The sequence below is a fragment of the Macrococcoides caseolyticum genome (genome assembly GCF_002902665.1).
In the GTDB taxonomy this organism is placed as follows: domain Bacteria; phylum Bacillota; class Bacilli; order Staphylococcales; family Staphylococcaceae; genus Macrococcoides; species Macrococcoides caseolyticum.
The window spans coordinates 39,413-64,526 of record NZ_PPRM01000104.1 but is presented as its reverse complement, the minus strand read 5'-3'; the positions used below and the strand labels follow the sequence as shown (position 1 = coordinate 64,526).

23 protein-coding genes are annotated in these 25,114 nt (G+C 36.3%); 16 read left to right on the top strand and 7 right to left on the bottom strand.

The features are described 5' to 3' along the window. Positions 1 to 62 precede the first annotated feature (62 nt). The 4 genes from CD152_RS12005 (at position 63) to CD152_RS11040 (ending at position 5,462) form a co-directional block, all read left to right on the top strand. The gene (locus tag CD152_RS12005; RefSeq protein ID WP_165980580.1) at positions 63 to 203 is read left to right on the top strand and encodes an SAS053 family DNA gyrase inhibitor; all 141 of its coding nucleotides are present in this window, start codon (positions 63 to 65) and stop codon (positions 201 to 203) included. A gap of 110 nt (positions 204 to 313) precedes the next feature. Then, complete coding sequence (gene fumC, locus CD152_RS11050) at positions 314 to 1,699, top strand: class II fumarate hydratase (protein WP_101140951.1); 1,386 nt, start codon at positions 314 to 316, stop codon at positions 1,697 to 1,699. Positions 1,700 to 1,716: 17 nt separating this feature from the next. After that, positions 1,717 to 3,252 (top strand): exopolyphosphatase, encoded by a 1,536-nt coding sequence (ppx, locus tag CD152_RS11045; protein WP_181451710.1) that lies wholly within the window; start codon positions 1,717 to 1,719, stop codon positions 3,250 to 3,252. 44 nt (positions 3,253 to 3,296) lie between these two features. Continuing rightward, positions 3,297 to 5,462, top strand: coding sequence for an RNA degradosome polyphosphate kinase (locus tag CD152_RS11040; RefSeq protein ID WP_407943925.1), 2,166 nt, complete (start codon positions 3,297 to 3,299; stop codon positions 5,460 to 5,462). A gap of 91 nt (positions 5,463 to 5,553) precedes the next feature. On the opposite strand, the gene CD152_RS11035 is transcribed toward CD152_RS11040, so the two are convergent. Continuing rightward, positions 5,554 to 6,168 (bottom strand): nitroreductase family protein, encoded by a 615-nt coding sequence (locus CD152_RS11035; RefSeq protein WP_232237444.1) that lies wholly within the window; start codon positions 6,166 to 6,168, stop codon positions 5,554 to 5,556. Positions 6,169 to 6,227: 59 nt separating this feature from the next. Beyond that, positions 6,228 to 7,049: an RluA family pseudouridine synthase gene (locus CD152_RS11030; protein ID WP_103214791.1), complete on the bottom strand. Its 822-nt coding sequence runs from the start codon at positions 7,047 to 7,049 to the stop codon at positions 6,228 to 6,230. Between the two features lie 108 nt (positions 7,050 to 7,157). On the opposite strand from CD152_RS11030, the gene CD152_RS11025 reads away from it, so the two are divergent. Genes CD152_RS11025 through CD152_RS11010 form a run of 4 tightly spaced genes read left to right on the top strand, consistent with a single transcriptional unit; the run spans position 7,158 to position 10,917 of the window. Beyond that, positions 7,158 to 8,696: a bifunctional GNAT family N-acetyltransferase/carbon-nitrogen hydrolase family protein gene (locus CD152_RS11025; RefSeq protein WP_012657473.1), complete on the top strand. Its 1,539-nt coding sequence runs from the start codon at positions 7,158 to 7,160 to the stop codon at positions 8,694 to 8,696. Positions 8,697 to 8,701: 5 nt separating this feature from the next. Then, on the top strand, positions 8,702 to 9,811 hold the full coding sequence (locus CD152_RS11020) for a GAF domain-containing sensor histidine kinase (protein ID WP_407943916.1): 1,110 nt from the start codon (positions 8,702 to 8,704) through the stop codon (positions 9,809 to 9,811). Continuing rightward, positions 9,808 to 10,437 (top strand): response regulator transcription factor, encoded by a 630-nt coding sequence (locus CD152_RS11015; RefSeq protein ID WP_101042102.1) that lies wholly within the window; start codon positions 9,808 to 9,810, stop codon positions 10,435 to 10,437. Before CD152_RS11020 ends, CD152_RS11015 begins: the two co-directional genes overlap by 4 nt. A gap of 51 nt (positions 10,438 to 10,488) precedes the next feature. Beyond that, positions 10,489 to 10,917 (top strand): hypothetical protein, encoded by a 429-nt coding sequence (locus tag CD152_RS11010; protein ID WP_101140946.1) that lies wholly within the window; start codon positions 10,489 to 10,491, stop codon positions 10,915 to 10,917. A 40-nt stretch (positions 10,918 to 10,957) separates the two neighbouring features. Here CD152_RS11010 and CD152_RS11005 read toward each other — a convergent pair whose 3' ends face one another. Beyond that, on the bottom strand, positions 10,958 to 11,830 hold the full coding sequence (locus CD152_RS11005; RefSeq protein ID WP_165980820.1) for a cation diffusion facilitator family transporter: 873 nt from the start codon (positions 11,828 to 11,830) through the stop codon (positions 10,958 to 10,960). Positions 11,831 to 12,008: 178 nt separating this feature from the next. On the opposite strand from CD152_RS11005, the gene CD152_RS11000 reads away from it, so the two are divergent. From CD152_RS11000 to yhaM, 8 genes are all read left to right on the top strand, one after another. Continuing rightward, on the top strand, positions 12,009 to 13,304 hold the full coding sequence (locus CD152_RS11000; protein WP_103214789.1) for a dicarboxylate/amino acid:cation symporter: 1,296 nt from the start codon (positions 12,009 to 12,011) through the stop codon (positions 13,302 to 13,304). 176 nt (positions 13,305 to 13,480) lie between these two features. After that, complete coding sequence (gene xdrA, locus CD152_RS10995; protein ID WP_012657468.1) at positions 13,481 to 13,945, top strand: XRE family transcriptional regulator XdrA; 465 nt, start codon at positions 13,481 to 13,483, stop codon at positions 13,943 to 13,945. A 134-nt stretch (positions 13,946 to 14,079) separates the two neighbouring features. Then, positions 14,080 to 15,210 (top strand): DUF445 family protein, encoded by a 1,131-nt coding sequence (locus CD152_RS10990; RefSeq protein ID WP_101140943.1) that lies wholly within the window; start codon positions 14,080 to 14,082, stop codon positions 15,208 to 15,210. A 54-nt stretch (positions 15,211 to 15,264) separates the two neighbouring features. Then, positions 15,265 to 15,621, top strand: a complete 357-nt coding sequence (locus tag CD152_RS10985; RefSeq protein WP_041636153.1) for a YlbF/YmcA family competence regulator — start codon at positions 15,265 to 15,267, stop codon at positions 15,619 to 15,621. Between the two features lie 90 nt (positions 15,622 to 15,711). Then, complete coding sequence (locus tag CD152_RS10980; RefSeq protein WP_103214788.1) at positions 15,712 to 17,181, top strand: coproporphyrinogen III oxidase; 1,470 nt, start codon at positions 15,712 to 15,714, stop codon at positions 17,179 to 17,181. A gap of 160 nt (positions 17,182 to 17,341) precedes the next feature. Then, on the top strand, positions 17,342 to 18,526 hold the full coding sequence (locus tag CD152_RS10975; protein WP_086039071.1) for a metallophosphoesterase family protein: 1,185 nt from the start codon (positions 17,342 to 17,344) through the stop codon (positions 18,524 to 18,526). After that, on the top strand, positions 18,516 to 21,437 hold the full coding sequence (locus tag CD152_RS10970) for an ATP-binding protein (RefSeq protein ID WP_103214787.1): 2,922 nt from the start codon (positions 18,516 to 18,518) through the stop codon (positions 21,435 to 21,437). The genes CD152_RS10975 and CD152_RS10970 overlap by 11 nt, the downstream gene beginning before the upstream one ends. Next, on the top strand, positions 21,438 to 22,379 hold the full coding sequence (yhaM, locus tag CD152_RS10965; protein ID WP_103214786.1) for a 3'-5' exoribonuclease YhaM: 942 nt from the start codon (positions 21,438 to 21,440) through the stop codon (positions 22,377 to 22,379). 33 nt (positions 22,380 to 22,412) lie between these two features. Here yhaM and CD152_RS10960 read toward each other — a convergent pair whose 3' ends face one another. The 4 genes from CD152_RS10960 to CD152_RS10945 all read right to left on the bottom strand — a co-directional run bounded on the left by CD152_RS10960 (position 22,413) and on the right by CD152_RS10945 (position 25,097). Next, complete coding sequence (locus tag CD152_RS10960) at positions 22,413 to 23,324, bottom strand: peptidylprolyl isomerase (protein WP_012657461.1); 912 nt, start codon at positions 23,322 to 23,324, stop codon at positions 22,413 to 22,415. 81 nt (positions 23,325 to 23,405) lie between these two features. After that, positions 23,406 to 23,981: a DUF3267 domain-containing protein gene (locus CD152_RS10955; RefSeq protein WP_086039067.1), complete on the bottom strand. Its 576-nt coding sequence runs from the start codon at positions 23,979 to 23,981 to the stop codon at positions 23,406 to 23,408. A 34-nt stretch (positions 23,982 to 24,015) separates the two neighbouring features. After that, entirely contained in the window at positions 24,016 to 24,567 is a 552-nt protein-coding gene (locus CD152_RS10950) for an HTH-type transcriptional regulator Hpr (RefSeq protein ID WP_232237445.1), read from the bottom strand. Positions 24,568 to 24,740: 173 nt separating this feature from the next. Beyond that, positions 24,741 to 25,097 (bottom strand): YtxH domain-containing protein, encoded by a 357-nt coding sequence (locus tag CD152_RS10945; RefSeq protein WP_086039065.1) that lies wholly within the window; start codon positions 25,095 to 25,097, stop codon positions 24,741 to 24,743. Between the last annotated feature and the right edge of the window lie 17 nt (positions 25,098 to 25,114).

The window sequence follows — 25,114 nt, the reverse complement described above, 5'->3', positions numbered from 1 at the left end:
GTTGGTATTAGATTATATTCTAGTTAATAAATATTAACTTTCAGTTAAAGGGGTGTTAAATTATGTCAAATCATCGCTATGAAGATCAGGAAAATGAAATGGTTACGAACTTTGACGATGTCGTAGAGCTTGGTAAAGAGATGGAACAAATATCAGAACAGAACGCCGAAGCTCATGAAGAAAAGCAAGATGACGAAGCATAATTAATAATCAGAATACATGATATGTATTCTGATTTTTTTGTTAATTATTAATGAATGAAAGCGTTATTTAATGTAAAATATAAGTATAAAAGAGATAAGGGGAGAATAACATGTCATTTAGAATTGAACACGATACATTTGGAGAAATTCAAGTCCCGGCGGATAAATTCTGGGGTGCACAAACACAGCGTAGCAAACAGAACTTTCCAGTAGGTAAAGAACAGATGCCGATTGAAGTGGTATACGGGTTTGCGCACTTAAAGAAAGCTGCTGCCATTGTAAATAAAGGATTAGGAAAATTATCAGATGCTAAGAGCGACGCTATCGTTAAAGCATGTGATGATGTATTAAGTGGGAAATTAGATGATCACTTCCCATTAGTCGTATGGCAGACGGGTAGTGGTACACAAAGTAACATGAATGTTAACGAAGTAGTTGCATTTGTTGCAAATCAATATTTAAAAGAAGCAGCAAGCGATGAAACAGTTCATCCAAATGACGATGTTAACAAATCACAAAGTTCAAATGATACATATCCAACAGCGATGCATGTAGCACTGTTCCATGAAATTGAATCAAAGCTGTTACCTTCACTAAAGACATTACGTGATACATTAAGAGCGAAAGAAGAAAAATTCGAATCAATTATTAAGATTGGTCGTACGCATTTGCAAGATGCGACACCTTTAACACTAGGACAAGAAGTTTCAGGATGGCGCTTTATGTTAGATAAATGTGAGGAGCTACTCAATACTTCTAAGAAAGAACTATTAAATCTTGCGATTGGTGGAACTGCAGTCGGCACAGGGATTAATGCACATCCTGAATTTGGTGATCGTGTTGCGAAACAAATTGGTGAACAAACTGGATATGACTTTATTTCATCACCAAATAAGTTCCACGCACTAACTGCACATGACGAAGTAACATTTGTTCACGGTGCATTAAAGGCACTTGCAGCAGATCTTATGAAGATTGCAAATGACGTACGCTGGTTATCTTCAGGACCTCGTGCTGGTTTAGCTGAAATTTCTATTCCTGAAAACGAACCAGGTTCTTCAATTATGCCAGGTAAAGTAAACCCGACTCAGTCTGAGATGTTAACGATGGTTGCGGTTCAAGTTATGGGTAACGATGCAGCTGTTGGAATTGCAGCGAGTCAAGGGAACTTCGAACTTAACGTATTTAAACCAGTAATTATGTACAATACATTACAGTCAATCTACTTATTAACGGATGGTATGCAATCATTTAATGATAATTGTGCTGTAGGCATCGAGCCTATTGAAGAAAACATTACGAAATATTTAAACGAATCTTTAATGTTAGTTACAGCGCTTAATCCGCATATCGGTTATGAGAAAGCAGCATATATTGCGAAGACTGCACATAAAGAAGGCCTAACATTAAAAGCATCAGCACTTAAGAGCGGATATTTAACAGAAGAACAGTTTAATGAATGGATTAAACCTGAAGAGATGATTCATCCGAAATAAGAAGTGAAGGGCAGGTAATCATGAAGAGAATTGGATTAGTAGATATAGGCTCAAATACAATCAGACTTGTAATCTTTGACTATTCAGTTGAAATTGGACTGCAGGAATTACAGAATATTAAAACGCCGGCACGTCTCTATCAATATTTAGATAGCGATAAAGTGATGTCAGATAAAGGAATCGATGTATTATACCATACGCTTCAGAGCTTTCAGAAAGTCGCTGATAAATTTAACGTTGATGTATTGTATCCGGTCGCAACGGCTGCAGTGCGTCAATCTAAAAATATTGATGCGATCATTGCACGCGCGAAAGCTGAAACAGGCGTTGATGTGCGTATTATTACTGAAGAAGAAGAAGCGTTTTATGGATACTATGCTGTAATTAATACGTTAGACTATCCAGATGGTATAACAGTTGATATCGGTGGGGGTAGTACCGAGGTTACGTACTTTGAAGATAAGGAACTAAAGTTTTCACATAGTTTCCCGTTCGGTGTCGTAACGCTTCAGAAGCTATTCTTTGATGGTAAGGGACATAACGACGAAGAGGCGATAAAACAAGCTGGAAAATATATTAAAACACAATTTGAAAGCTTAAAGTGGCTCGAAAAACGTAAGTGTCCAATTATTGCAATTGGTGGATCTGCGAGAAATATCGCACGAATTCACCAATCACTAACTGAATATCCGATTGCGGGTGTACATGGTTATGGAATGAAAGAGAAGGATCTTGAACTTGTATTTGAGACATTGATCAATACACCAGAAGATAATTTAGAAGACCTGGACGGTTTAAGTCGTGATAGACAGGATATCATCGTTCCATCATGTATATTATTTAATACATTATTTGACGAAGTAGATGCCACTGAGTTTATCTTTTCGCGTAAAGGATTGCGCGAAGGTGTCATTATGAAAGTACTTGAACAGGAGTATACGTTACCGTTTGATAAAGATAATGTATTTAAAGATTCCTTACGTAACTTAGCGAGTGATTATAATATCAAGCATGATGAAGCGATGCAACGTACGATGATTGCAGAGGCACTATATTACGAAATGGAAAAGCATGACTTGATTAAAGGTAATAAAAAGGATAAGACTTTCTTAAAGCATGCTGCGTACCTTTATTATTTAGGCAGTTATATCGATTCAGATGCAGCGAGCCAGCACACATATTATATTCTTTCAAACTCAAGTTTAAATGGTATCAGTCACAAGAATCGCGTAAAACTCGCTTTACTAGCCAGTTATAAGAATAAATCTTTATTTAAATTTTATGAAGAAGAAACGCAGTGGTTTAACAGTGATGAGAAAGATGTCATCCAGATGCTTGGCAGCATTCTGAAATTTTCACATGCCTTAAATATCAGCAATACCAATATCGTTGAATCACTCTATTTTGAGAAGAAAGATGATAAATATAATCTAGTCATCGAATACAACGGAGATCCAATAGCAGAAGAGTATCAGGCAGAGAGACAGAAGAAACATATCGAAAAAATCATTAAATCTAAAATTAACCTCATATTTACAAAAGCTTTACATTAATTCGGTACAGTAGAATAGGCAGAATTATGAAACAGAAAGTGGATGTGATGACGATGAACCAGAACATAGATTTAGGAAATAAAGCATATTATAATAATCGCGAAGTGAGCTGGGTTGATTTTAACCGTAGAGTCATAGAAGAGGCATTTGATCAGAAGAACCCATTACTTGAGCGCATTAAGTTTTTAGCAATCGCTAGTTCAAACTTAGATGAATTTTTTATGGTTCGTGTGGGTGGTCTGAAAGATCAGATAACGATGGGATTCAGTGAGCCTGAGAATAAGACCCAGATGACACCGACAGAACAGCTGATTGCGGTTGATAAGGCAAATAGAGATAATGTGAGGATGCAGTATGATCAATATCATGCTTTAATTCGTAATCTTGAAGGATACAATGTGTACTTTAAATCGGTTGATGAATTATCACCTGAAAATTATAGTATCGTTGAAAACAAGTTTAACTTCGAGATACTTCCGACATTAACGCCCCTTGGAATTGATGCATACCGACCATTTCCAAAGTTGTCTAATAAATCGTTAAACATATTTGTCGATGTAGTGACGGGTAATGGTGAAAAGAAATCAGCAATCGTCCAGATTCCAGCTTTACTTAATCGCATTATTGAGTTGACGAATGGTGAAAAAACTGTATATGTTTTACTGGAAGATGTTATTACACATTTTATTCATAAGCTGTTTTACGGCTACCAAGTAACGCGTACATTTGCTTTTCGTATTACACGTAACGCAGACTTAACAATTCATGAAGATGGTGCAGAGGATCTTCTGATTGAAATAGAGAAATTTCTTAAGAAGCGTAAAAGTGGTGCAGCAGTGCGTCTTGAGATTGATACGCGACAGGATGTGTCAATCAATGCGTCATTTTTAAAGGATGAACTTGAGATTGAGGACCGTGATATTTACAAGATTGAAGGACCACTAGACTTAACGATGTTATTTCAATTATCAGGAATGATAGAGAAACGATGCCCTCAACTTGCCTTTAAGCCATTCGAACCATGTCCACCGAAATATTTAGGTGATAAAAATTTATATGAGGAAGCACTGAAGCGTGATATATTCTTCCATCATCCATATGAATCTTTCCAGCCGATTGTGGATTTTATTAAAGATGCATCTGAAGACCCGAATACATTGGCGATTAAACAGACGCTATATCGTGTGTCAAGCGACTCGCCGATAATCGATGCACTGAAAAATGCAGCTGAGGCGGGTAAACAAGTTACGGTGCTTGTTGAGCTGAAGGCACGTTTTGATGAAGAGAATAACGTACATTGGGCACGTATGCTTGAAGAAGCAGGATGTCATGTTATTTATGGTATGACACACCTTAAAACACACAGTAAAATTACGTTAGTCGTTAAGAAAGTAAATGATGAAATGGTATCATATGTTCATTTAGGAACAGGGAACTATAACGATAAAACTGCTAAAATTTATACCGATATGGGTATCATTACGACGAATAAAGAAATTGGAGAAGATGCGATGAACTTCTTCAATTACTTAAGTGGTTACTCTGAGAAACCGACCTATAAGCGATTACATGTTGCACCATTTGAGATTCGTGATGAATTTATTGAACATATCGATCAGGAGATCGAATGTCAGAAACAGCACGGAAATGGACTGATCATCGCGAAGATGAACTCGTTAACGGATAAGACAGTAATTAAGAAGCTGTATGAAGCGAGTAATGCTGGTGTTCAAGTAAAACTGATTATTCGAGGGATATGCTGCTTGAGACCAGGAATTCCTGGTGTAAGTGAGAATATTCGTGTTATCAGCATTGTAGGACGATTCCTTGAGCATTCAAGAATTTATTACTTCTATCATAATGGGGAAGAGAAGATGTACTTATCGTCAGCGGATATGATGACGCGCAATATGATTAAACGTGTAGAAATCTTATTCCCAGTTATTGAAAGTAAGATTGTAGAGGAATTAAAAGATATATTAAATTTACAGTTAGAAGATAATCAAAAAGCACGTGAGCAGGATTCAAATGGCATATATCATTACGTAAGAAATGATGCGCGTGCGATTAACTCACAAGATGAATTGATGTATCGAGCAGAGGAATTTAAACGATCATTGATCAGACCGAAAGAAGTCATACATAAACCCGTGATGAGTAAACGTGCAAAAGTATTAGGGTTTGTGAAGAATAAACTAAGACGTAACTAAAGGTCGTGACAGAAGTGTTCTGCCACAAGCAAAACCATGAAAAGAGGCAGGAAACTTATAAGTTTCCTACCTCTTTTTCGTGTCTTATCTTTTAATGAAATTCCGTAATAGTCTGTACATCTCTTCTGTCTGTTTCACGCGGTGTCTTAATAGACTTTCCAACAGTGATCAGCATTGTTGGAACATAGCGCTCGTCGATATTGAACGATTCAATTAATTGTGTGCGATTGAATCCACCGATGGCACAAGTACCTAAATCGCGTAACGTTGCAAAATTCATAATCTGCATCGCAGGGAATGTAGAGTTCATGACTGCTGCCTCATAAGCATAATGTTCATTTTGATACACATTGTTGACCTGACTTGCGAGACGTTCTTTAATTTCATCAGTCATTCGTCCTTTTTGGATATCAGGTGCGCAAATTTCATCGATATTTTTATTTGCTTCCTTATCACCTAATATTACGATGACCGCACTTGCATCAACAATTTGCTGCTGGTTAAAGGCGATAGGGAGTAACTTCTGTTTACCTTCATCTGAGTGAACAACCATAAACTTCCAATGTTGAAGATTCCATGCTGACGGTGCTTTGTTTGCAGCATCAAGTAAGTCGAGTATTTCATCCTGAGAAAGTTTGAACGCTGGATCGTATTGTTTGACTGCACGGCGTGTCAGTAATTTCTCTTGTATATCTGTTGCTATCATTTTGCTCCTCCTAAATATTGATATGTATATCATAGTGAATCGCTATACGATATTCAAAATTATTGCTCTAATGTTGCTGTAACAGTCTCTCCGGTAAATGGATGTATAAACTCCAGTTTATAGCTTTCTAGCGCGAGTTGACGTAAATGGGAATCGCTGTATAATGGGTCTCCGATAACAGGGTGTCCGATTTCAGCAAGATGTACTCTAATCTGATGTGTACGTCCTGTTTCAAGCTGAAGTTCAACATCTGCAGTACCGTCTCCATTTGCTTTAGAGCTTACGATATGTGTAACTGCTCGGTCGCCGGTTTGTGAAACGCGACGTTTATTGGGATGAAATTTGTCTTTACCGATCGGCATATCGATTGTCTGATGCTTCAATGGTAGGTGACTCTTAACTTTTGCACGATAAGTACGTTTGATTAATCGCTCTTCCAGCATACGGTCAAGGATTTTCTTGATAAATGGATTTTTAGCGACAAGTAATAAGCCAACAGTTTCCTGGTCAAGGCGATGTATCGGTTCCACATATTCTGAATCGAGTGTATAGATTGCGTGATTTAGCAAGGTATTTGACTCGCTCATATCATTTGGATGTGTCTTAACACCCTTTGGTTTAACGAGTATTGCTAAATACTCATCTTCATATTTCACTTCGCACATGCGATAGCTTGATTTATAATTGCTCTTTTCTTGTGCGATAGGTAAGTAAAGTTCATCTCCAGTACTTAACGTATCGTGAAATGTAGCAGCTGCATCATTTATCGTAATTGCTTTAGACATACGTAGCTCATGTGTCGCTTTCTTTGGTATTTGTAAATGTTTAAGCAATGCCTCTATCGTCATATTATTCCATTCTTCTATTACACGTAATTTCATATATTTTCTCCTATTCACTTTTATCGACTATAATAATAGGGTATAAATTATAGACTAATAAAATGATTTGTCTATTTATTATTATAGAGCAAATAAAGGAGAATATACATGACAGAAGAAATAAATTTAGATAAGTTTAATAAATCAATCGAGGCGCGTCAGATGACCAAAGATGATATCGACGAGATTATCGCCTTACAAAACATCTGCTTCCCGGGGATGGAACCGTGGAAGAAAGAACATCTTGAGTCCCATATTAACTTGTTTCCACGTGGACAGATGGTTATTGAATATGATGGTAAAATTATCGGAAGTTGTTCAAGTTTAATCATTAATTTCGATGAGTATGATGATCGTCACACGTGGGATAGTATTACAGATAATGGTTATATTACGAACCACAATGATAACGGACATAATTTATATGGTATAGAAGTCATGGTTCACCCTGATTACCGTGGGATGAGAGTTGGTCAACGTCTTTATGAAGCACGTCGAGAAATTGCTTATGAATTGAATTTAAAATCAATCATTATTGGTGGACGCATTCCAAATTATCATAAGTATCAGGATGAACTCACACCAAGAGAATATGTTAACGATGTGATGAAGCACAAAATTAAAGACCCAGTATTGACATTCCAGTATATGAATGGATTTACCTTGATGCGTATCAATCCAAATTATCTAAAGGATGATGTGAATTCAAGTAAGTATGCAACATTAATGGAATGGAACAACCCGGACTACGTTGCTAAATCAAACATTCACTTTAAGACAAGCGATCCTGTCCGTATTTGTACCGTCAACTATATGATGCGTAAAATTGATTCGTTTGAAGAGTTTGCGAACCAAATTGAATATTTTGTTGATGTGGCATACGATGCTGAAAGCGACTTCGTTGTATTTCCTGAATTACTTACGACACAACTGATGAGTTTTGATGAGAAACGTAATCCAGCAGAATCTATTCGTCAACTTACGAAATATACTGAACAGTATATTGAGATGTTTAATGAATTTGCCGTACGTTATAATATTAATATTATAGGTGGCAGTCACTTTGTTGAAGAAGAAGATGAAATCTACAACATTTCGTACTTATTCCGTCGTGACGGGTCAATCGAGAAACAGTACAAGATTCACGTTACACCGAATGAACGTAGATGGTGGGGAATTTCTCCAGGCAATAACGTAGAAGTATTCGATACAGACTGTGGTAAGATTGCGATTCAGATTTGTTATGATTCTGAGTTTCCTGAGATGGCACGTATTGCTACAGAGAAAGGTGCTAAGATCATCTTCACACCATTCTCAACTGAAGATAGACAAAGTTATTTACGCGTGAAGTATTGTTCGATGGCACGTGCGATTGAAAATCAGATCTACACAGTAACAAGTGGAACATGCGGGAATTTACCACAAACTGAAAATATGGATATCCAGTATTCAGGTTCAGGCATTTATTCCCCGAGCGATTTTGGATTTGCAAGAGATGGTATTGTAGGTGAAACAGGGGAGAACGTAGAGATGGTCGTGATTGGTGATATTGATCTTGAAGTATTACGTCGCGGACGAGAGAATGGAACAGTAAGACAATTAAGAGATAGAAGACATGATTTATACAACGTTGAATATAAAAAATAGGTGATATGATGCAGAACAGTACAGCTTTACTGAAAGAAATCGCGGAATTCTTGAATGAGGAGACAGATATATATTCAATGATGAATGGTGCCTTGAACAGACTTGTTCAAGGGACCAATTTTTCTACTGGATGGATATTTTTCATCGATGATGATGGCAAACATACACTCGTATCTGATTATAAGCTCCCGCAAGCACTGAAGATGGAGTCATGTCGCTATATGACAGAAGGCCCATGCTGGTGCGTATCACGTTATCATCAGAAGAAATTAACGAAAGCTTCGAACATCATTACTTGTTCTCGAATCGTAAAAGCAAATAAAAAATATAGTGACATGACAGATGATATTACACACCACGCGACAGTTCCTTTGCAATCTGGAGAAGAACATTTCGGATTACTTAACGTTGCTACACCGTTTACCAAAGTATATTCTGATGAAGACTTAGCATTGCTTGAATCCGTCGCTTTTCAAATCGGTAGTGCAATTAAGCGAATATATCTTACAGAACGTGAGCGAGAGAATGCACTGCAGGAAGAGCGTACAAGGCTTGCACGAGACTTGCACGATTCGGTCAATCAGATGCTCTTTTCACTGAAACTTACGGCGCATGCTGCAGAAAGTATGACCGATGACAATCGTGCGAAATCTGCATTTCAGATCATCGAGAAGACGAGTCAAGATGCAGTAAGTGAGATGCGCGCATTAATCTGGCAGCTGAAACCAGTCGGGCTTGAACACGGACTCGTTGAAGCAGTACAGAACTATGGTAATGTACTCGGCCTCGATGTAACAATTGAAGTGGAAGGATTCATTAATTTAGAGAATAAAATTGAAAACAGTGCATTTCGAATCGTTCAGGAAGCGCTGAATAATGTGAAGAAGCACGCAGAAACAGAAGAAGTAATGATATCAATGAAGCAGGATGATAAACATTTTATACTTGTAATCCATGATAACGGTAAAGGATATAATAATAAACATACGAAAGCATTACCGACACATGGAGTGAAGAATATGCAGCAACGTGCACAGGAGATTGGTGGTATACTTGAAATTCAAAGCATATTAATGCAAGGGACGACGGTTAAATTCACTTACCCGAAAGGATGAAACGCATGGATATTATACTCGTGGATGACCACCATATCGTAAGGCAAGGGATGAAATTTCTACTCTCAACAGAAGCAAGTTTTAATGTAATTGCTGATTTCAATAACGGCAGAGAGCTGCTTGAACATCTAGATGAAACGCAATTACCTGATCTCATTATTATGGACCTTGTGATGCCTGAACTTAATGGAATAGAAGCAACAAGACGAATAAAAGCAAAGTATCCAGACGTTAAAGTACTCGTATTATCAAGCTTTATCGATGAAGAACATGTCCTTGGCGTGATGGATGCAGGTGCAGATGGCTATGAGATGAAAGACAGTGAACCGAAAGCGCTGATCACTACGATAAAACAGATTGCAGCAGGTGAACAGATATTTCATCCAGATGTTATGAAAGTCAGAAAAAGTGGCATGAACCTTGCACATTTAAGAAATCCGTTATCAAAAAGAGAGCTTGAAGTGTTAAAAGCGATGAGCGAAGGCTTAACGAACAAAGAAATCGCTGAAAAACTCTTTGTCTCAGAAAAAACGGTGAAAACACATGTCAGTCATATATTTGCAAAGCTGGAAGTGGGTGACCGTACACAAGCATCGATGTATGGCGTGAAATATAAGTTGATTTAATGAAGCATACACCTTACATTTTTGTTGTAATATGGTAAATGAGGTGGGGCGATGATTGAAAGATGGTGGAATAATAGCTGGATAATCGCATTTGCGACAATTGCGATTACTGAACTGTTTAAATATATTTTTGGAGAGCATAAAGGTGTAGTTTATTTTATGACACTCCTGATTGTGTTTATAGTAATTAGAGTGTGTATATCGATGTACAATCTTAAGCAGGATATTGAAAGAATGGATTTAAGGCAAAGTGAATTTTATCGTGGCTGTTATTTTGATAAATATTATGTAGTCACCAGACCTTTTTTTATGCTTCTTATATTTTTATTAATTTATTATTGTCTGATGTATGTAAGTGTTTCGTATAAATTTATAGGAATTGGGATAACAGTGCTGATTGTCTGGATCCTGATTAAATTTGATAATCGATTTAATGAACAATCCGATATCGCTAAATTGATTGTAAAAGATGAAGAATGAAGAGAAAATTGCACACCCTCATGTTAAGGTGTGCAATTTTTTATTTTTTTATTCCGGGTTCAAGGTGAACGATTGTTTCAACAGCGCCATATTCTTCTTTAATCGCATATTCAATGTGTTCTGTTATATCGTGACTCTCAGCAACAGTGAAACTAGGGTTTACTGTAACAGTCACATCTACAAATGTCATAACTCCATGGTTTCTTCCTTTGATATCAACACAGCTTTCTACATTTTCTACTGACAACACGATACGTTTCATATGGTCCAGTGTATCTGCATCGAATCCATCCGTTAATGTAATTGCTGTTTCAAAGAATATCTCGATAGCGGTCTTCATTATGAGTAAGCCGACAATAATTGCGGCAACCGTATCTAAAAATGTCAATCCGAAGAATACACCGACGATTCCTATAAATGCGCCAAGCGATACGAGCGCATCTGATAAATTATCTGCTGCTGCTGCTTTGAGTGCACTGGAATCCAGTTTCTTCGCAAGATTACGATTATAAATGTATACGGCGAGCATCGCAAACGATGATAGTATTGCTACAACTGCAGTCTCAATGGAAGGATTTGAATATTCCTGACGGATATAATTTTTAATTCCTTGTAATATAACTTGTACACTCACAGCAAACATAATAAACGATGCAATCAATGAACCGATATATTCAGAACGGTAATGCCCGTAGTTATGGTTTTTGTCAGCAGGTTTCATGCTGATCGCCAGGCCAATAAGCAGAGCTACTGAGCTTACAACATCGGTCGCGTTATTAAGACCGTCTGCGACAAGCGCCTGAGATCCGTGGATATAGCCGAATAACAACTTGAAAGTTGTGAGCAGTACATACATAATAATACTCACTTTAGCTCCTTTTTGAGCTTGTTGTAACTGATCTTTAACCTGCATCTTGTTCACCCTTTAAATAATGATTATCTCTATTATTAATCAAAGGTCGGTAAATGTATAGTGATGGCAGCGAAGTGCGACTTTTTAGAAAATTAGGTAAACCTTATTTACTTATAGTGAATCTTTATTTATAATTATAAATATAATTGTTAGAAAATTCAGTTAAAGAGGTGTGCGTATGAAAATTAAAGGAAATATGACGCTTAAAATCATCATTGCATTGGTATTCGGTATTATTGTAGGTTCTATCTTTAATTTATATCAGGATGCTTCATGGGTGAAATGGTTTAATCAATACGTATTTAATGTTATCGGACAAATCTTCTTGAACTTAATCTTCATGCTTGTAGTGCCGGTTGTTTTTGTGTCAATTGTACTTGGTGTCGTAGGAGTAGGGGATCCAAAGCATCTGGGATCTATTGGTCTAAAGACATTGGGTTTCTTTTTAGTAACGACAGCACTCGCAATCACACTTGCGATGTGTTTAGCTCTCGTGTTTAAACCTGGTACAGGTAAGGCAGATCTGTTAAATAGTGATGATGTGAAGAAATACGCGTTAGAGCAGAAACAAAAAGAAAAAGCAGCGGAAGCGGAAGGAACGTCCGTGCAGCAGACTTTCGATCAGACTTTGATCAACTTGATTCCTAAAAATCCAGTACTCGCGATGAGTGAAACAAACATGCTGCAAGTGATTACTTTCGCCATATTTATCGGCATCGGCATGATTGCACTCGGCGAAAAGGTAAGTGCAGTAAAGCTGCTTTTTGAACAGACAAACGATATATTGATGTTCATCGTCACAGCAATAATGCAATACTTTGCACCAATCGGTACATTTGGTTTAGTTGCAACAGCATTTACTAATGCCGGTTTTGGTGCGATTAAACAGCTTGGAATGTATTTCTTTGTCGTATTATTAGCGCTTTTCTTACATATGATTCTAGTATATGGTGGGGCTATCAAGTTTTTAGCGAGACGTAGTCCAATATGGTTCTTTAAAGGTTTCGCACCTGCAATGACTGTAGGCTTTAGCTCTTCGAGTTCCAATGCAACATTGCCAATATCATTAGAATGCGCTCAAGATAATTTAGGTGTACGTAAAGAAATCTCTTCTTTCGTTCAACCACTTGGCGCCACGATCAATATGGATGGAACAGCAATTATGCAGGGGGTTGCAACGATCTTTATCGCTCAAATATCTGGTGTAGATTTAACTATTATGCAGATGGTTACAGTTGTCGCAATTGCTGTAATTGCCACGATCGGTACAGCAGGTGTACCGGGTGTGGGACTTGTAATGCTTGCGATGGTCCTTACTTCTGTTGGGCTTAATCCAGCAGCAATCGGTATTATCTTAGGAATCGATCGTCTATTAGACATGACACGAACAGCAGTAAATATTTCAGGTGATGCTGCATGCGCGGTGGTCATTAATGAAAGAGAAAAGCAAAAACTTGTAAAAAAAGTTGCATAAATTTGTCTAAGAAGTAAAATTTATAAGAAAAGAGGAAAATCATGAGGTTTTCCTCTTTTAATTTTTTGTAAATTATATTAAGATGGTAAAGTCCCTTAAATGAATAGTGTATTATTTCTATTTTATTAAATGAACAATCTAAACATAATAATATATACAAGAAAGGTCGTAGAAGCATGGATAAGCAACAATTTACAGATTTATTACAAACAAAGTTTAAAATGGTTCGTATCGAAGCGGGATACACTCAAGATACAATGGCACAAACTATCGGATTGTCTAAGAAGACACTAGTTCAGATTGAAAAAGAGCGTGTACTTCCAAACTGGACAACGTGCGTGTCACTTTGCGCATTATTCAGAGATTCTGAAGTACTGCAAAATACGTTAGGTGGAGACCCTCTAGAGGTCATTCAAGTAATCTCAAGAGGTGCTTGTGCATATCCGGATCAAGATAATAAAAATGAATTATGGTGGACAACGATTGAAGCAGATCGTGATATCATTCTTCAGCAAAATAAGATTTCGAACCTTTATCGTGTATTAGATGGTTCTATGCAACCATTATATGGTTCTAATAAGGCACGTGAAGCAGAAATGTTCTACAACAAGAAAAGAAACGAACAGCTGATCACTGTATAATTAATTTATAGGCGAGACAAGGTGGCTTAATGACACTTGTCTCGCTATTTTATTAGAATGGTGTCTCCTGGTTTGTTTTTGGAACAGAGTGGTATAAACTATTGTAATGAAAGATTATAGAAAAAGGTGATGAATTGTACGTATTAGGAATAATATTATTTATGGGCTTTATCGGCTCGTTGATTGGTGGATTTACAAATTTTATTGCGATAAAGATGTTATTCAGACCGTTTGAACCGAAATTTCTGTTTGGGAAGCAGCTCCCATTTACCCCAGGATTGATACCGAAAAGACGCAATGAACTCTCACTGAAGATTGGAGAGATGGTCACACATCATTTACTCACACCTGAAGTATTTAAAGAGAGATTAATGACAAGTCAGACTGAAGCGCTGTTAAAAAGTATGCTGAATAAACAAGTTCAGGCTTTAAAAGAAGGACAGTATAGCATTGATGACTTTGCACAACGTTTTAACATTGATATTACAAATGTTGCTGAGAAAAAGGTTCGCGATAAGGTAAATGAACTGCTTGAAGAGAAGATTCAGATGTATCAGTCTCAATCTATCGATGCATTACTTCCACAAGATTTAAAGGATAAGATAGACAGTAAGGTTGAAGCGGCACCTACAATGATCATTGAAAAGCTCAGAGCTTACGTTAATAGCGAATCAGGATACAACGATATTATGCAGATGATCGACCGCTTTTTTATGGAGAAGGGAAGGTTTGTCAGCATGATTCAAATGTTTATGACGCAGGAGATGATTGCAGACCGTGTTATAAAAGAGGCAAATGCTTTAAGTGAAGAGCCTAAAATTAGATCCATCATTGAAACGGAGCTTAAAAAAGAATACGCACGTATAATGGCGATGACGCCGGAAGCTTTAGTTGCTGCACAAGATATCGCTCATTTCAAAGGTGAGCTAAATACAAATATTGTGCGTGCAATGCATATTGATTATTATATGAAGACACCGCTCTATACGCTTGTACCGAAGGTGTTTCATTACATTGAAGCTGAAGGTGGAGACCGTTTAATTCATTATATAATGACGAAGACAGCTGACAATGTTGCAGTCATCTTAGAGAAGATTCGTATTGCTGAAATCATTAAGGACCAGATTGATAATTTTGAACTTTCATTCCTTGAACAGCTCGTTATTGAAATATCGAATAAAGAATTGAAGTTAATCACAATGCTTGGCTTTCTCTTAGGCGGTATTATCGGTATCTTACAGGGGATAATCGCGATTTTTGTATAATATTTGTATTCGTGGTATATTGATTAGGAACATTAAACATAAAGGAGAATGAATATGTCTGTTAATATTTATGATGAAGCGAATAAATTAGAAAGTTCATTACGTCAGAGTGATGAATATAATGCGATTAAGAATCATTATGAAGCCGTTAACAATAACCCTGAATCAAAGAAAATCTTCGATGAATTCAGAGAAATTCAATTAACACTTCAAGAAAAACAAATGTCAGGTCAAGAAATTACTGAAGAAGATTTAAATAAAGCACAATCTTCAGCTGAATTAATTGAAAAAGATGAAAATATCTCGAAATTAATGGAAGCTGAACAACGTATGAGCTTTATTATTCAAGAATTAAACCGCATCATCATGAAACCTTTAGAAGAATTATATGGTGTTAAAGCTGAAGATTAATGCTTTATATGGATAATAATATTTAATATATCCGAACAGTGCAGATATTTCGCACTGTTCGGTTTTTGCATAGTGCAAGAGAGGTAGATTATGAAATTTTATTTAGAACACGATCAGTTTGAACAGCTGCAGCTCTATATTCGCAATATACTGAATCTCTATTTCGAAGATGCGTATTTATTCGAAGGTCAAGGGGATAACAGCATTACCATAAATATCAATCAGGAGAGCTGCACTCTTGTGACAACAACATTGACGATAGAAGGTACTACTTATACACAGCGTGCTGAACGCAAACAGACAGATAAACGTGCAATGAAGCAGGCGCTCGGTGAGACGTTGATTGAAATATTAACCGCACATACCGGTATAACACAGAGCTGGGGCACATTGACAGGTATCAGACCCCTTAAGCTATATCACAAATATTTAAAACAAGGACATTCAGACAATGCTATTAAACAAAGATTGAAGCGTGACTATTTGGTTGCAGATGACAAGCTTGAACTGATGGACCGTATCACGAAGACGCAGCTTAACGCACTTCCAGACCTATATGAGCTAGAGCAGGAAGTCAGCATCTATATCGGTATTCCATTCTGTCCGACGAAGTGTGCATATTGTACATTTCCGGCATATGCAATTCAAGTCCATAAAAATGACGTGCCAGAGTTCCTTGTTGGATTACTATATGAAATTGAACATATCGGTGAGTGGCTTAAAGTGCATGATATTAAAGTAACATCTATCTATTTCGGTGGAGGGACACCCACTTCTATCAGTGCACAAGATTTAAAGTTGTTACTGGAAGCGGTGTATACACACTTTGATATGACACATGTGCGAGAGCTTACTGTTGAAGCAGGACGTCCGGATACAATCGATGAAGCGACATTAGAAATGCTTAATGCATTTGATATCAATCGTATCAGCATTAATCCACAAAGCTTTACCGATGAAACTTTAAAGGCAATTGGTCGTCATCATAGTGTGCAGGAAACAATCGATAAATTCAAGTTATCTCGTGAATATCATATGAATAACATCAATATGGATCTGATTATTGGCTTACCGAACGAAACGCGCAAAGAAGTAATCCATTCGCTGAATGAAACTAAGAAGCTGAATCCTGAATCGCTTACAGTGCACACGTTAAGTTTTAAGACAGCGAGCGAGATGACACGTAATAAATCGAAGTATCCAGTTGCAGCACGAGATGAAATTATATATATGATGAATTTGACAAAAACTTTCGCTGAACAGCATGATTATATCCCTTACTATTTATACCGTCAGAAGAACATTCTCGGTAATCTTGAGAATATCGGTTATTCTAAAGCAGGAGAAGCATCGCTCTATAACATCTTGATTATGGAAGAAGTACAGACGATTATCGGAATCGGATGTGGGGCCTCCAGCAAGCTGATTCATCCAGAGACCGGGAAGATTGAAAACTATTTAAACCCTAAAGATCCAAAGAGCTACAATAAGACATATAAAGATTATACACATCAGAAAATTGATAAACTGAACCTGCTTTATGATCAAAAAGACAAATAAATAATATTCGAAACTCATCCGTAAGATATGACGATAATGCTTATCTTATGGATGAGTTTTTTATGAATGAAGATTATAAATATAGACGATTTTGTAGTTTCATTACATATATATATGATTTTGTTGTAAAATTAGAGTATCAATTAAAGTGAGGGTTATGATGATTAAATTTATACATTGCTCAGACATACGATTAGATGAACCGTTTCAGTTAGTTGGAAATGTTCCTGAATATATAATGAAGTCGATTCGTAATTCAAGCTTTCAAAGTTTAAAACGCGTTGTCGATGATGCGATTGAAAAGAAAGTTGATTTTATTATTATAAGTGGAAATTTATTTTCAAGTAAAAATCGTAACATTAAAGCCGATGATTACGCTGCAAAGCAATTCGCCCGATTAAAGGAAGAGAATATCTACGTTTATTATATACAGGGTATAGAGGACAATATGTCCATGCAATCATTTTATAAGTTTCCTGATAATGTAATTGTTTTCTCTGATGAAGTTCAAACTTATGAACTTGTTACGAAAAACAAATCACGTGTATTCTTTCATGGGTTCAGTTATAAAGAACATTCTCATTATGAGTATAAGCTCGATCAGTATCCTGTAAATGAAGTTAATCAGACTATTCATATTGGCATATTGAATGGTTTACATCACAAGTTAAAAGGGGAAGACACACATACAGAATTTCATATCGAGGAATTGAATCGCAAATTATATCATTATTGGGCACTTGGTGGTTTTAATAGGCATATGACCTTAAACGAACTGCCGCATATGCATTACCCTGGTAAGCTTCAGGCAACAAGCTTTATGGAAAGTGGAGATAGTGGATACATGTATGTTGAAGGAGATAGCAGTCAGCTGAATGCGACTTTTGTGCCGGTAAACATGATTACATTCCACGAGACAGTATTAAACTTAACGAGTATTGAGCGCCACGCAGTGTACCAGGAGATTGAAGCATTTAAACAATCCGTGCGTACAAACGGCAGACAACTTTATCGTTTAACGCTTAAAAATGACGGTGAGACTTTAATAGATCAGCAAATGTTAGCGCAAATAAAGGAACAGATTCAAATTGCAGAGATGGCAGAAGAGCAATTTGTATGGATAGATGACATTTATACCGATGAAAAGCACGCACCACATACATTAAAAGATGAGTTTAGTGATGTCCTTCATGATTTGTCTTATTTAACACTAGCGAAAGAACCTGTACAACAATCCTACATCCAGAAATTTGTCTCTTTTGGTGAGGTTAATACAGAGCGGTTGATAGATTATGGAGAAGCGCATCTCAAAATGTTGATGAAAGGTGACCGCCATGAAGATTAAGACTTTAGAAATATATGGATATGGAAGGTTAGAACATCGAAAGTTTCAGTTCAATCACGAGTTTGTTCAGATCTTCGGAGAGAATGAAGCTGGTAAATCTACAATGCAGGCATTTATACACGCATTACTCTTCGGTTTTCCGAAAGATGGTGAGTATGAACCGCGTCTAGAACCGAGATTCGCACCTCAATATGGTGGTAATATAGAACTGGAACATATAGATGGTACTACGATTAAGATTGAACGTGTGTTTGTTCACGGTAAAGAAAAGGTAAAAGTCATTCATGATGGTGTAGAGAAATCGATTGAATGGTTTAATCAACTCATGAATTACATGAAAAAAGATACATATAAATCAATATTTTCATTTGATGTACTTGGTTTGCAAGAAGTACATCGTAAACTGACACAAGAAAAACTTGAAGCTTACTTACTTCAGGCAGGCTCATTCGGTTCTACGGAATTTACAGATTTACAAAGGACGATAAATGAGGAACAAGTACGTTTATTTAATACTGATGAAGATACTGGTATCATTTTTGAGAAAGCAAGAGAATTACAGCAGCTTGAAGCAGATATAAGAGCACAGGATGATATAAAATTACACTATGCACAAATATATGATACGTATCAGAAAGATTCTAGAAGAGTTGAACATATTGAATTGCAAATTAAAGAACTTGAAGAAGTTAAAGGACATAAAGAAAGAGAAATTAAATATCAGAGTCAAGCACAGGAATGGAAAGCTTTAGAAATACAATTAAACATAGAGCCGCCGCACTTTCCTGAGCAAGGAATTAATCGATTTGAGACGTTGAAGCATCAAGCCCAGAAATTAAGTAAGGATCTTGAGCTACGTGAAGAGAAGTTAAGCCAAATAACATCAGAGATGGATAGTATTCAACTATTACCCGAACACTTGATTGAAGCTTCAAGAGACATTATCAAAAGAGAACATCCGATTAAACAGCTGCATGGTGATATTCGAAGTTTAGTACAGCAACGCGATGCATTGACGACTGAAATGAATACTTTAATGCAGGATATCGGATGGCAGAAATTTGAAACAGTCGAACTGAATCAGAAAATTCAATCTGATATCACTGAAGCAATAAATGAGCTTGAGAAACAAGAACTCGAACGTACACAAATTAACAGAGAACTGCAATTTGTCACGTTGAATGTAGATAGATTATCTGATGAATCTAAAGCGTTAAATAAAGAGAAAGTACACGACGAACGTTTTAACAAAGCGCAGGAACTGCACGATGAGCGTAAGGAACTTGAAAGTAAATCGAAGCTTTTTCGTAAATTGAGCGAAGAAGCAACAGCTTATGAAACACGTGAACTCAAGAAACATAAGCTGCAGCAGACAATCTATGCGATAACGACAGTCATTAGTGTTGTAGCACTTGTCTATAGCTTTATGAATGCACTATGGATACCAGGCAGTATATTCTCAGTCGTATGTGTGATTGCATTACTGATGCTTATATTCAATAAAAAGCCGGACGTACGCTTCAATGATGAGCTGGCAGATGAAGTAAAACAATTAGAGGATAATATTTATAAACTTGAACATGACTTTGATTTATCCTTTGATTTAAATGAACAAAAAGTATTACGCCATAATTTATCAAATGTTGTCACGCAGCTAAATCGCGAGCAGTCTCAAAAAGAAGCTTTAAAGCAACATTTAGACATTTCACATAAAGAGATTGAAGCGACACATCAATTGCTCAAGCAATACAAAACAGCACTTAAAATAGAGAGCAACTATCCGAATAACCGATTAACTTCTGCATATCGTGCGATTCATAAAATTGTACGCATTCATGATGAAATTTCAAAGTGTAATGCGAAAATTGAGGAAATGAAAGGGCGTCTTGCTACATTCGATCAGAGCATATTAACGCTTATTCCGAAATTACCTGTGAAAACAGAGGCAGCTTCTATATTCCATGACCTAAAGAATATGTTAACGACGGATGAGAAAGAGAAATTCCAGTACAGTAAAAATGCAGATCAACGAGATTTATTAAAGAAAGAAATCAAAATTATTAATGCATCGTTACAGCAGAATATTGATGAGCAGCATGCATTGTTTGAAGAAGCAGGAGTAGAGGATACTTCAAGTTATTATGCTAAAGAGGCTGAATACGTGAGTTATAACACAAATTTAGAGCGTTTTAATGTTTTAAGTGAAATGCTTAGAAATCAAGCATTCACGTATGAGGATAATACGAATCTTGCTGAAGTGCCGGCAGCCATACTGAATGAGCAGTTGATAGATATTAATGCACATATTAAATCTTTGGCTGATGAACGCAGTAATGTGCAGCAACAGTTAAGAGAACTGGAACATGCAATGCATCAAATATGTGACGATGATACGTTATCAAGACTGAAGTTTAAATATGAAATAAAGAACAATCAATTTAATAAACTCGTGGCAACATATTTATCTGTAAATTATATTGATACGTTAATTCAGGCGCATATTAAAGAGGTACGTGAAGAACGCATGCCGTTCGTTATTGATGATGCGACAGAAATCTTTACCTATCTAACTGAAGGACGATACACGAAGATTGTTTATGATGAACACCTGACAACTATGGCTGCTGATGGACAAGTGTATCATCCGACAGAATTGTCACAGTCTACGAAAGAGTTATTGTATATAGCATTAAGACTGAGTTTAATTCATTCATTAAGAAGATATTATCCATTCCCAATCATTATTGACGATGCGTTTGTTCACTTTGATAAAAACAGACGTGAGCGTATACTTGAATATATGCTTAAACAGCAGCATAATCAAATTATCTATTACACTTGCAACCGTTCTTCTACAATTAACAATAAGCAGACAATTGTACTGGAACGTAATAAGAAGGAGGTTAAATAAGTGAGAACGATAGAAACATTAAAACCAGGATCTCAAGTAGACCATTACTTTTTAATTCATAAGTCAATTCAAGGGGTAACGGGACAAGGTAAGCCATATTTAACACTTTATCTTAAGGATAAAAGCGGAGAAATCGAAGCAAAGGTATGGACGGTCTCTGAAGAAGATATAAAACTGTTACAGCCTGAACAATTAATTCGTGTTAAAGGTGACGTGATTGATTACCGAGGTCGTAAACAGATGAAAGTAAATCAATTCAGGCTTGTTACACCCGAAGACGGTGTGAAACTAGAAAATTTCTTAGAAAGTGCACCGGTGAATGAAGATGATATGATGGAGCAGCTGATGGATTATGTCATCAAAATTGAAAATGCGAATTTACAGCGTATTATTCGTCTATTGCTTAAGAAGTATGCACATCAATTTATGGTATACCCTGCTGCCAGCAGCAATCATCATAACTTCGTGTCAGGATTATTATTCCATGTACTAACGATGCTGAAGCAGGCGAAAGCATTATGTGATATCTATCCGACTTTAAATCGAAGTCTGCTCTATGCAGGTATCATTGCACATGATATGGGGAAAGTTAAAGAATTATCCGGGCCTGTTGCAACGACGTATACAGTTGAAGGGAATTTACTCGGCCATATTTCAATTATGAGCGATGAAGTGGCGAATATTGCACGTGAACATAATATTGAAGGGGAAGAAGTAATGTTACTACGCCATATGATATTAAGTCATCATGGAAAGTATGAGTATGGATCACCGAAATTACCGATGTTAAAAGAAGCAGAGATGCTTCACTTTATTGATAATATCGATGCACGTATGCAGATGTTTGATAAGCATATGAAGAAAGTGGAAAAAGGACAATATACAGAGCGTATTTTTGCTTTAGAAAATCGTCAGTTTTATAAGCCGGTTTCTCTGGACTAAAAAAAGAAATGAAGCAAAGGCTTCATTTCTTTTTTATTTTGCTTTTAAGATTTGATCATCAACATACTTTTTGATGTCTTTATCTTTAAAGTCTACATCATATTCTTTGAATAATTTTTGGACTGCTTGTACGTATAGTTTCGGATTATCTTGTAACTTGTTCTGACGAATCGTTTGCGCGAGTTTGTCTTTTTCTTTAGCGATGTCTTTATCGTCTTCAGCCATAATGATGTGGTAACCGAATTCAGTTTTTACGATATTTGAAATTTCACCTGGCTTTAGTTTGAATAATGCCTTTTCGAATGCTTCAACAGTTTGACCTTTTACGACATAGCCAAGCTCACCATTATTTTTCGCCGATTGTGTATCATCTGACTCTTTTTTAGCAATTTTCTTGAAATCATCTTTATTAGCTTTAACTTGTTTTAAGATTTCTTCAGCTTTCGCTTTCGCTTCTTTATCGCTTAATCCGTCTTTATTAGAATCAGATTTTACTGCAATTAATATATGTGAAGCTTTCTTAGCGTTATCTTTAATATCTTTATCTGAAATTTTGATTGTGTCATTTAGAAACTGCTTCTGATATTCATCAGTAACGCGCTTTTTCTTGTATTGTTCAACTGTCATTCCAGAACTTTGCTGCTGTAAAATTTGTTCGAACGTTTTCTCATCGCCATATTTCTTAATTTCTTTGTCTGTTTCCTTATTGATTTTATCTTCATCAATTTTCTTACCATATTTCTCTTTAAGTACGTCATTGAAAATTAATTGGAATGACGTTTTAGCGATTTGTTCATTACCGAGCTCTTTCATGATGTCTGATTGTTTTACATCACCCGCTTTAGATGAAACAAGCGTTTCTCCGCCACCATTTCCACATGCTGCTAATCCTAGGATCGATACAGAAAGTGCTGCTGGCATCATAATTTTCTTTAAGTTTGTCATAATACTGCTCCTTTTAAATGCACTGTTTAGTAAATGTTCTAACTAATGATAAATTCTAACATAAAATGATTTAGAATACATTTATCTTACATCTGAATGATAAAAGTCTGACGGTAGATCGTGTTTACTCAAAACTTCAAAGCCGTATTTACGCTCTTCAACATAGGAACACTGCGGAGTATTGAATAGATAACGTAAATATACAAAATCTATAAATGATAATCCGATATTCACCGCAAATATAAATAGGAAGTAATGGGCGAACATTGGGTATACAACTGCGCATATAAGTGTTATCACTGAAATGATGACAACAGGGCAGAGTAATGCAATCGCAAAATGTACTTTATGGACCGGATGATTCACGCGTGTATTAATGAGCGGAAAAAATCTGGATTTCGTTGTCTTCTGTATAATTAATGATTTCGTATCGTATATAAAGGGCAGCATATGCAATGATTTATGGATAGGATAGAGACAAATCAGACTGATTAAGAATAATAAAAAATTGTCATCTGAGAATTTTTTCCCGAATATAGAGGAGAAAATTTCAAAGCTGACAATGTAAACAATAATTCCAAGTAATGCTGAAATGAGCATGATTCTCTGGATTCCGTATGTCGATCTGATATTAAAATTTTTATTACATAAATACATGGCAATCTCCTTACTCGGTTAATTTACCTAGCAATTATGCATTATCTTCATTGTTTTCGTCAAGTAATATTTTTAACAGGTCATCGTGACTTTTTTCAAGGTGTGTAATGAAGTCTGAGCCGTAGATTTGTGCAACGATAAATTTCAGCTCAGTGAATGCCGGAAGGTCAAACATTAACTCCTGATAATTGCTCGCAGCGTCATAAATACGGTCATCAGACTCTTTATACCCTTTGTATGTTTCATAAAGTACTTCTTTTCCTCTTTCAGTGAGTTCAAGATATGTATTACGTTTGTCAAATTTGCTTTTAGGCATCTTCAAATAACCGCGTTTTTCTAAATTCTTTGCAAAGTTGAACACCGTAGATACGTGCATCACACCGTACTGACTTACTTCTGAGATGGTTGCCTTCTCAAGGTTCCTTATAATGACTAGAATATGATGTTCATTGATATTTAAATCGTATGGTTTAATCCAGTTCTGCCAGTCTTTTTCTACTGTTTTCCAAAGTGCTTTACTTAATTGAGACACTTTGTGCGTAAATAACATTTTATCGATAATTTCTTTTTCGCGTTCACGTTTCATGTCGGTTCCACCTTCCAGAATATTCATGCATTTCACATAACAATTATCATTTAATAATATACTAATAGTAATATAAAAAAAGTATGATGGTAACATCATACTCTAGTGATTAATAATATTATTTTAGCATAGTACAAAAATTTTATGAATATTTATTCTGAATTTTTAATATATTATTTTTTGGAGAGTTCCTGTGTAATTTCGTTCTTTCGATTGTTTAGGTTTTCTACATTATTTTTAATATTATCGATATTAGGTGAAATGTCTGCTTTGTAGTTGCTGATCATCGTTTTAATCTCATCAACCATAGTAGACATTGTCTCTTGAGAAACATTTTTCGTGTTTAAGATTGAATCCTTCACTTCGTTCGTTTCAGCCTTCAGTTGGTTGACCTGCGCTTTCGTATCATAAGCAGTGGATTTGAATCCTTGCTGAAGTTCTTTTCCTGACTTTGGTGTATTCAGTATCGCAGTGACGCCTCCAGCGACGATGCCGACACCGAAACCAAGTGCAATTTGAGATAATTTCATAATTATAGCCTCCTGTT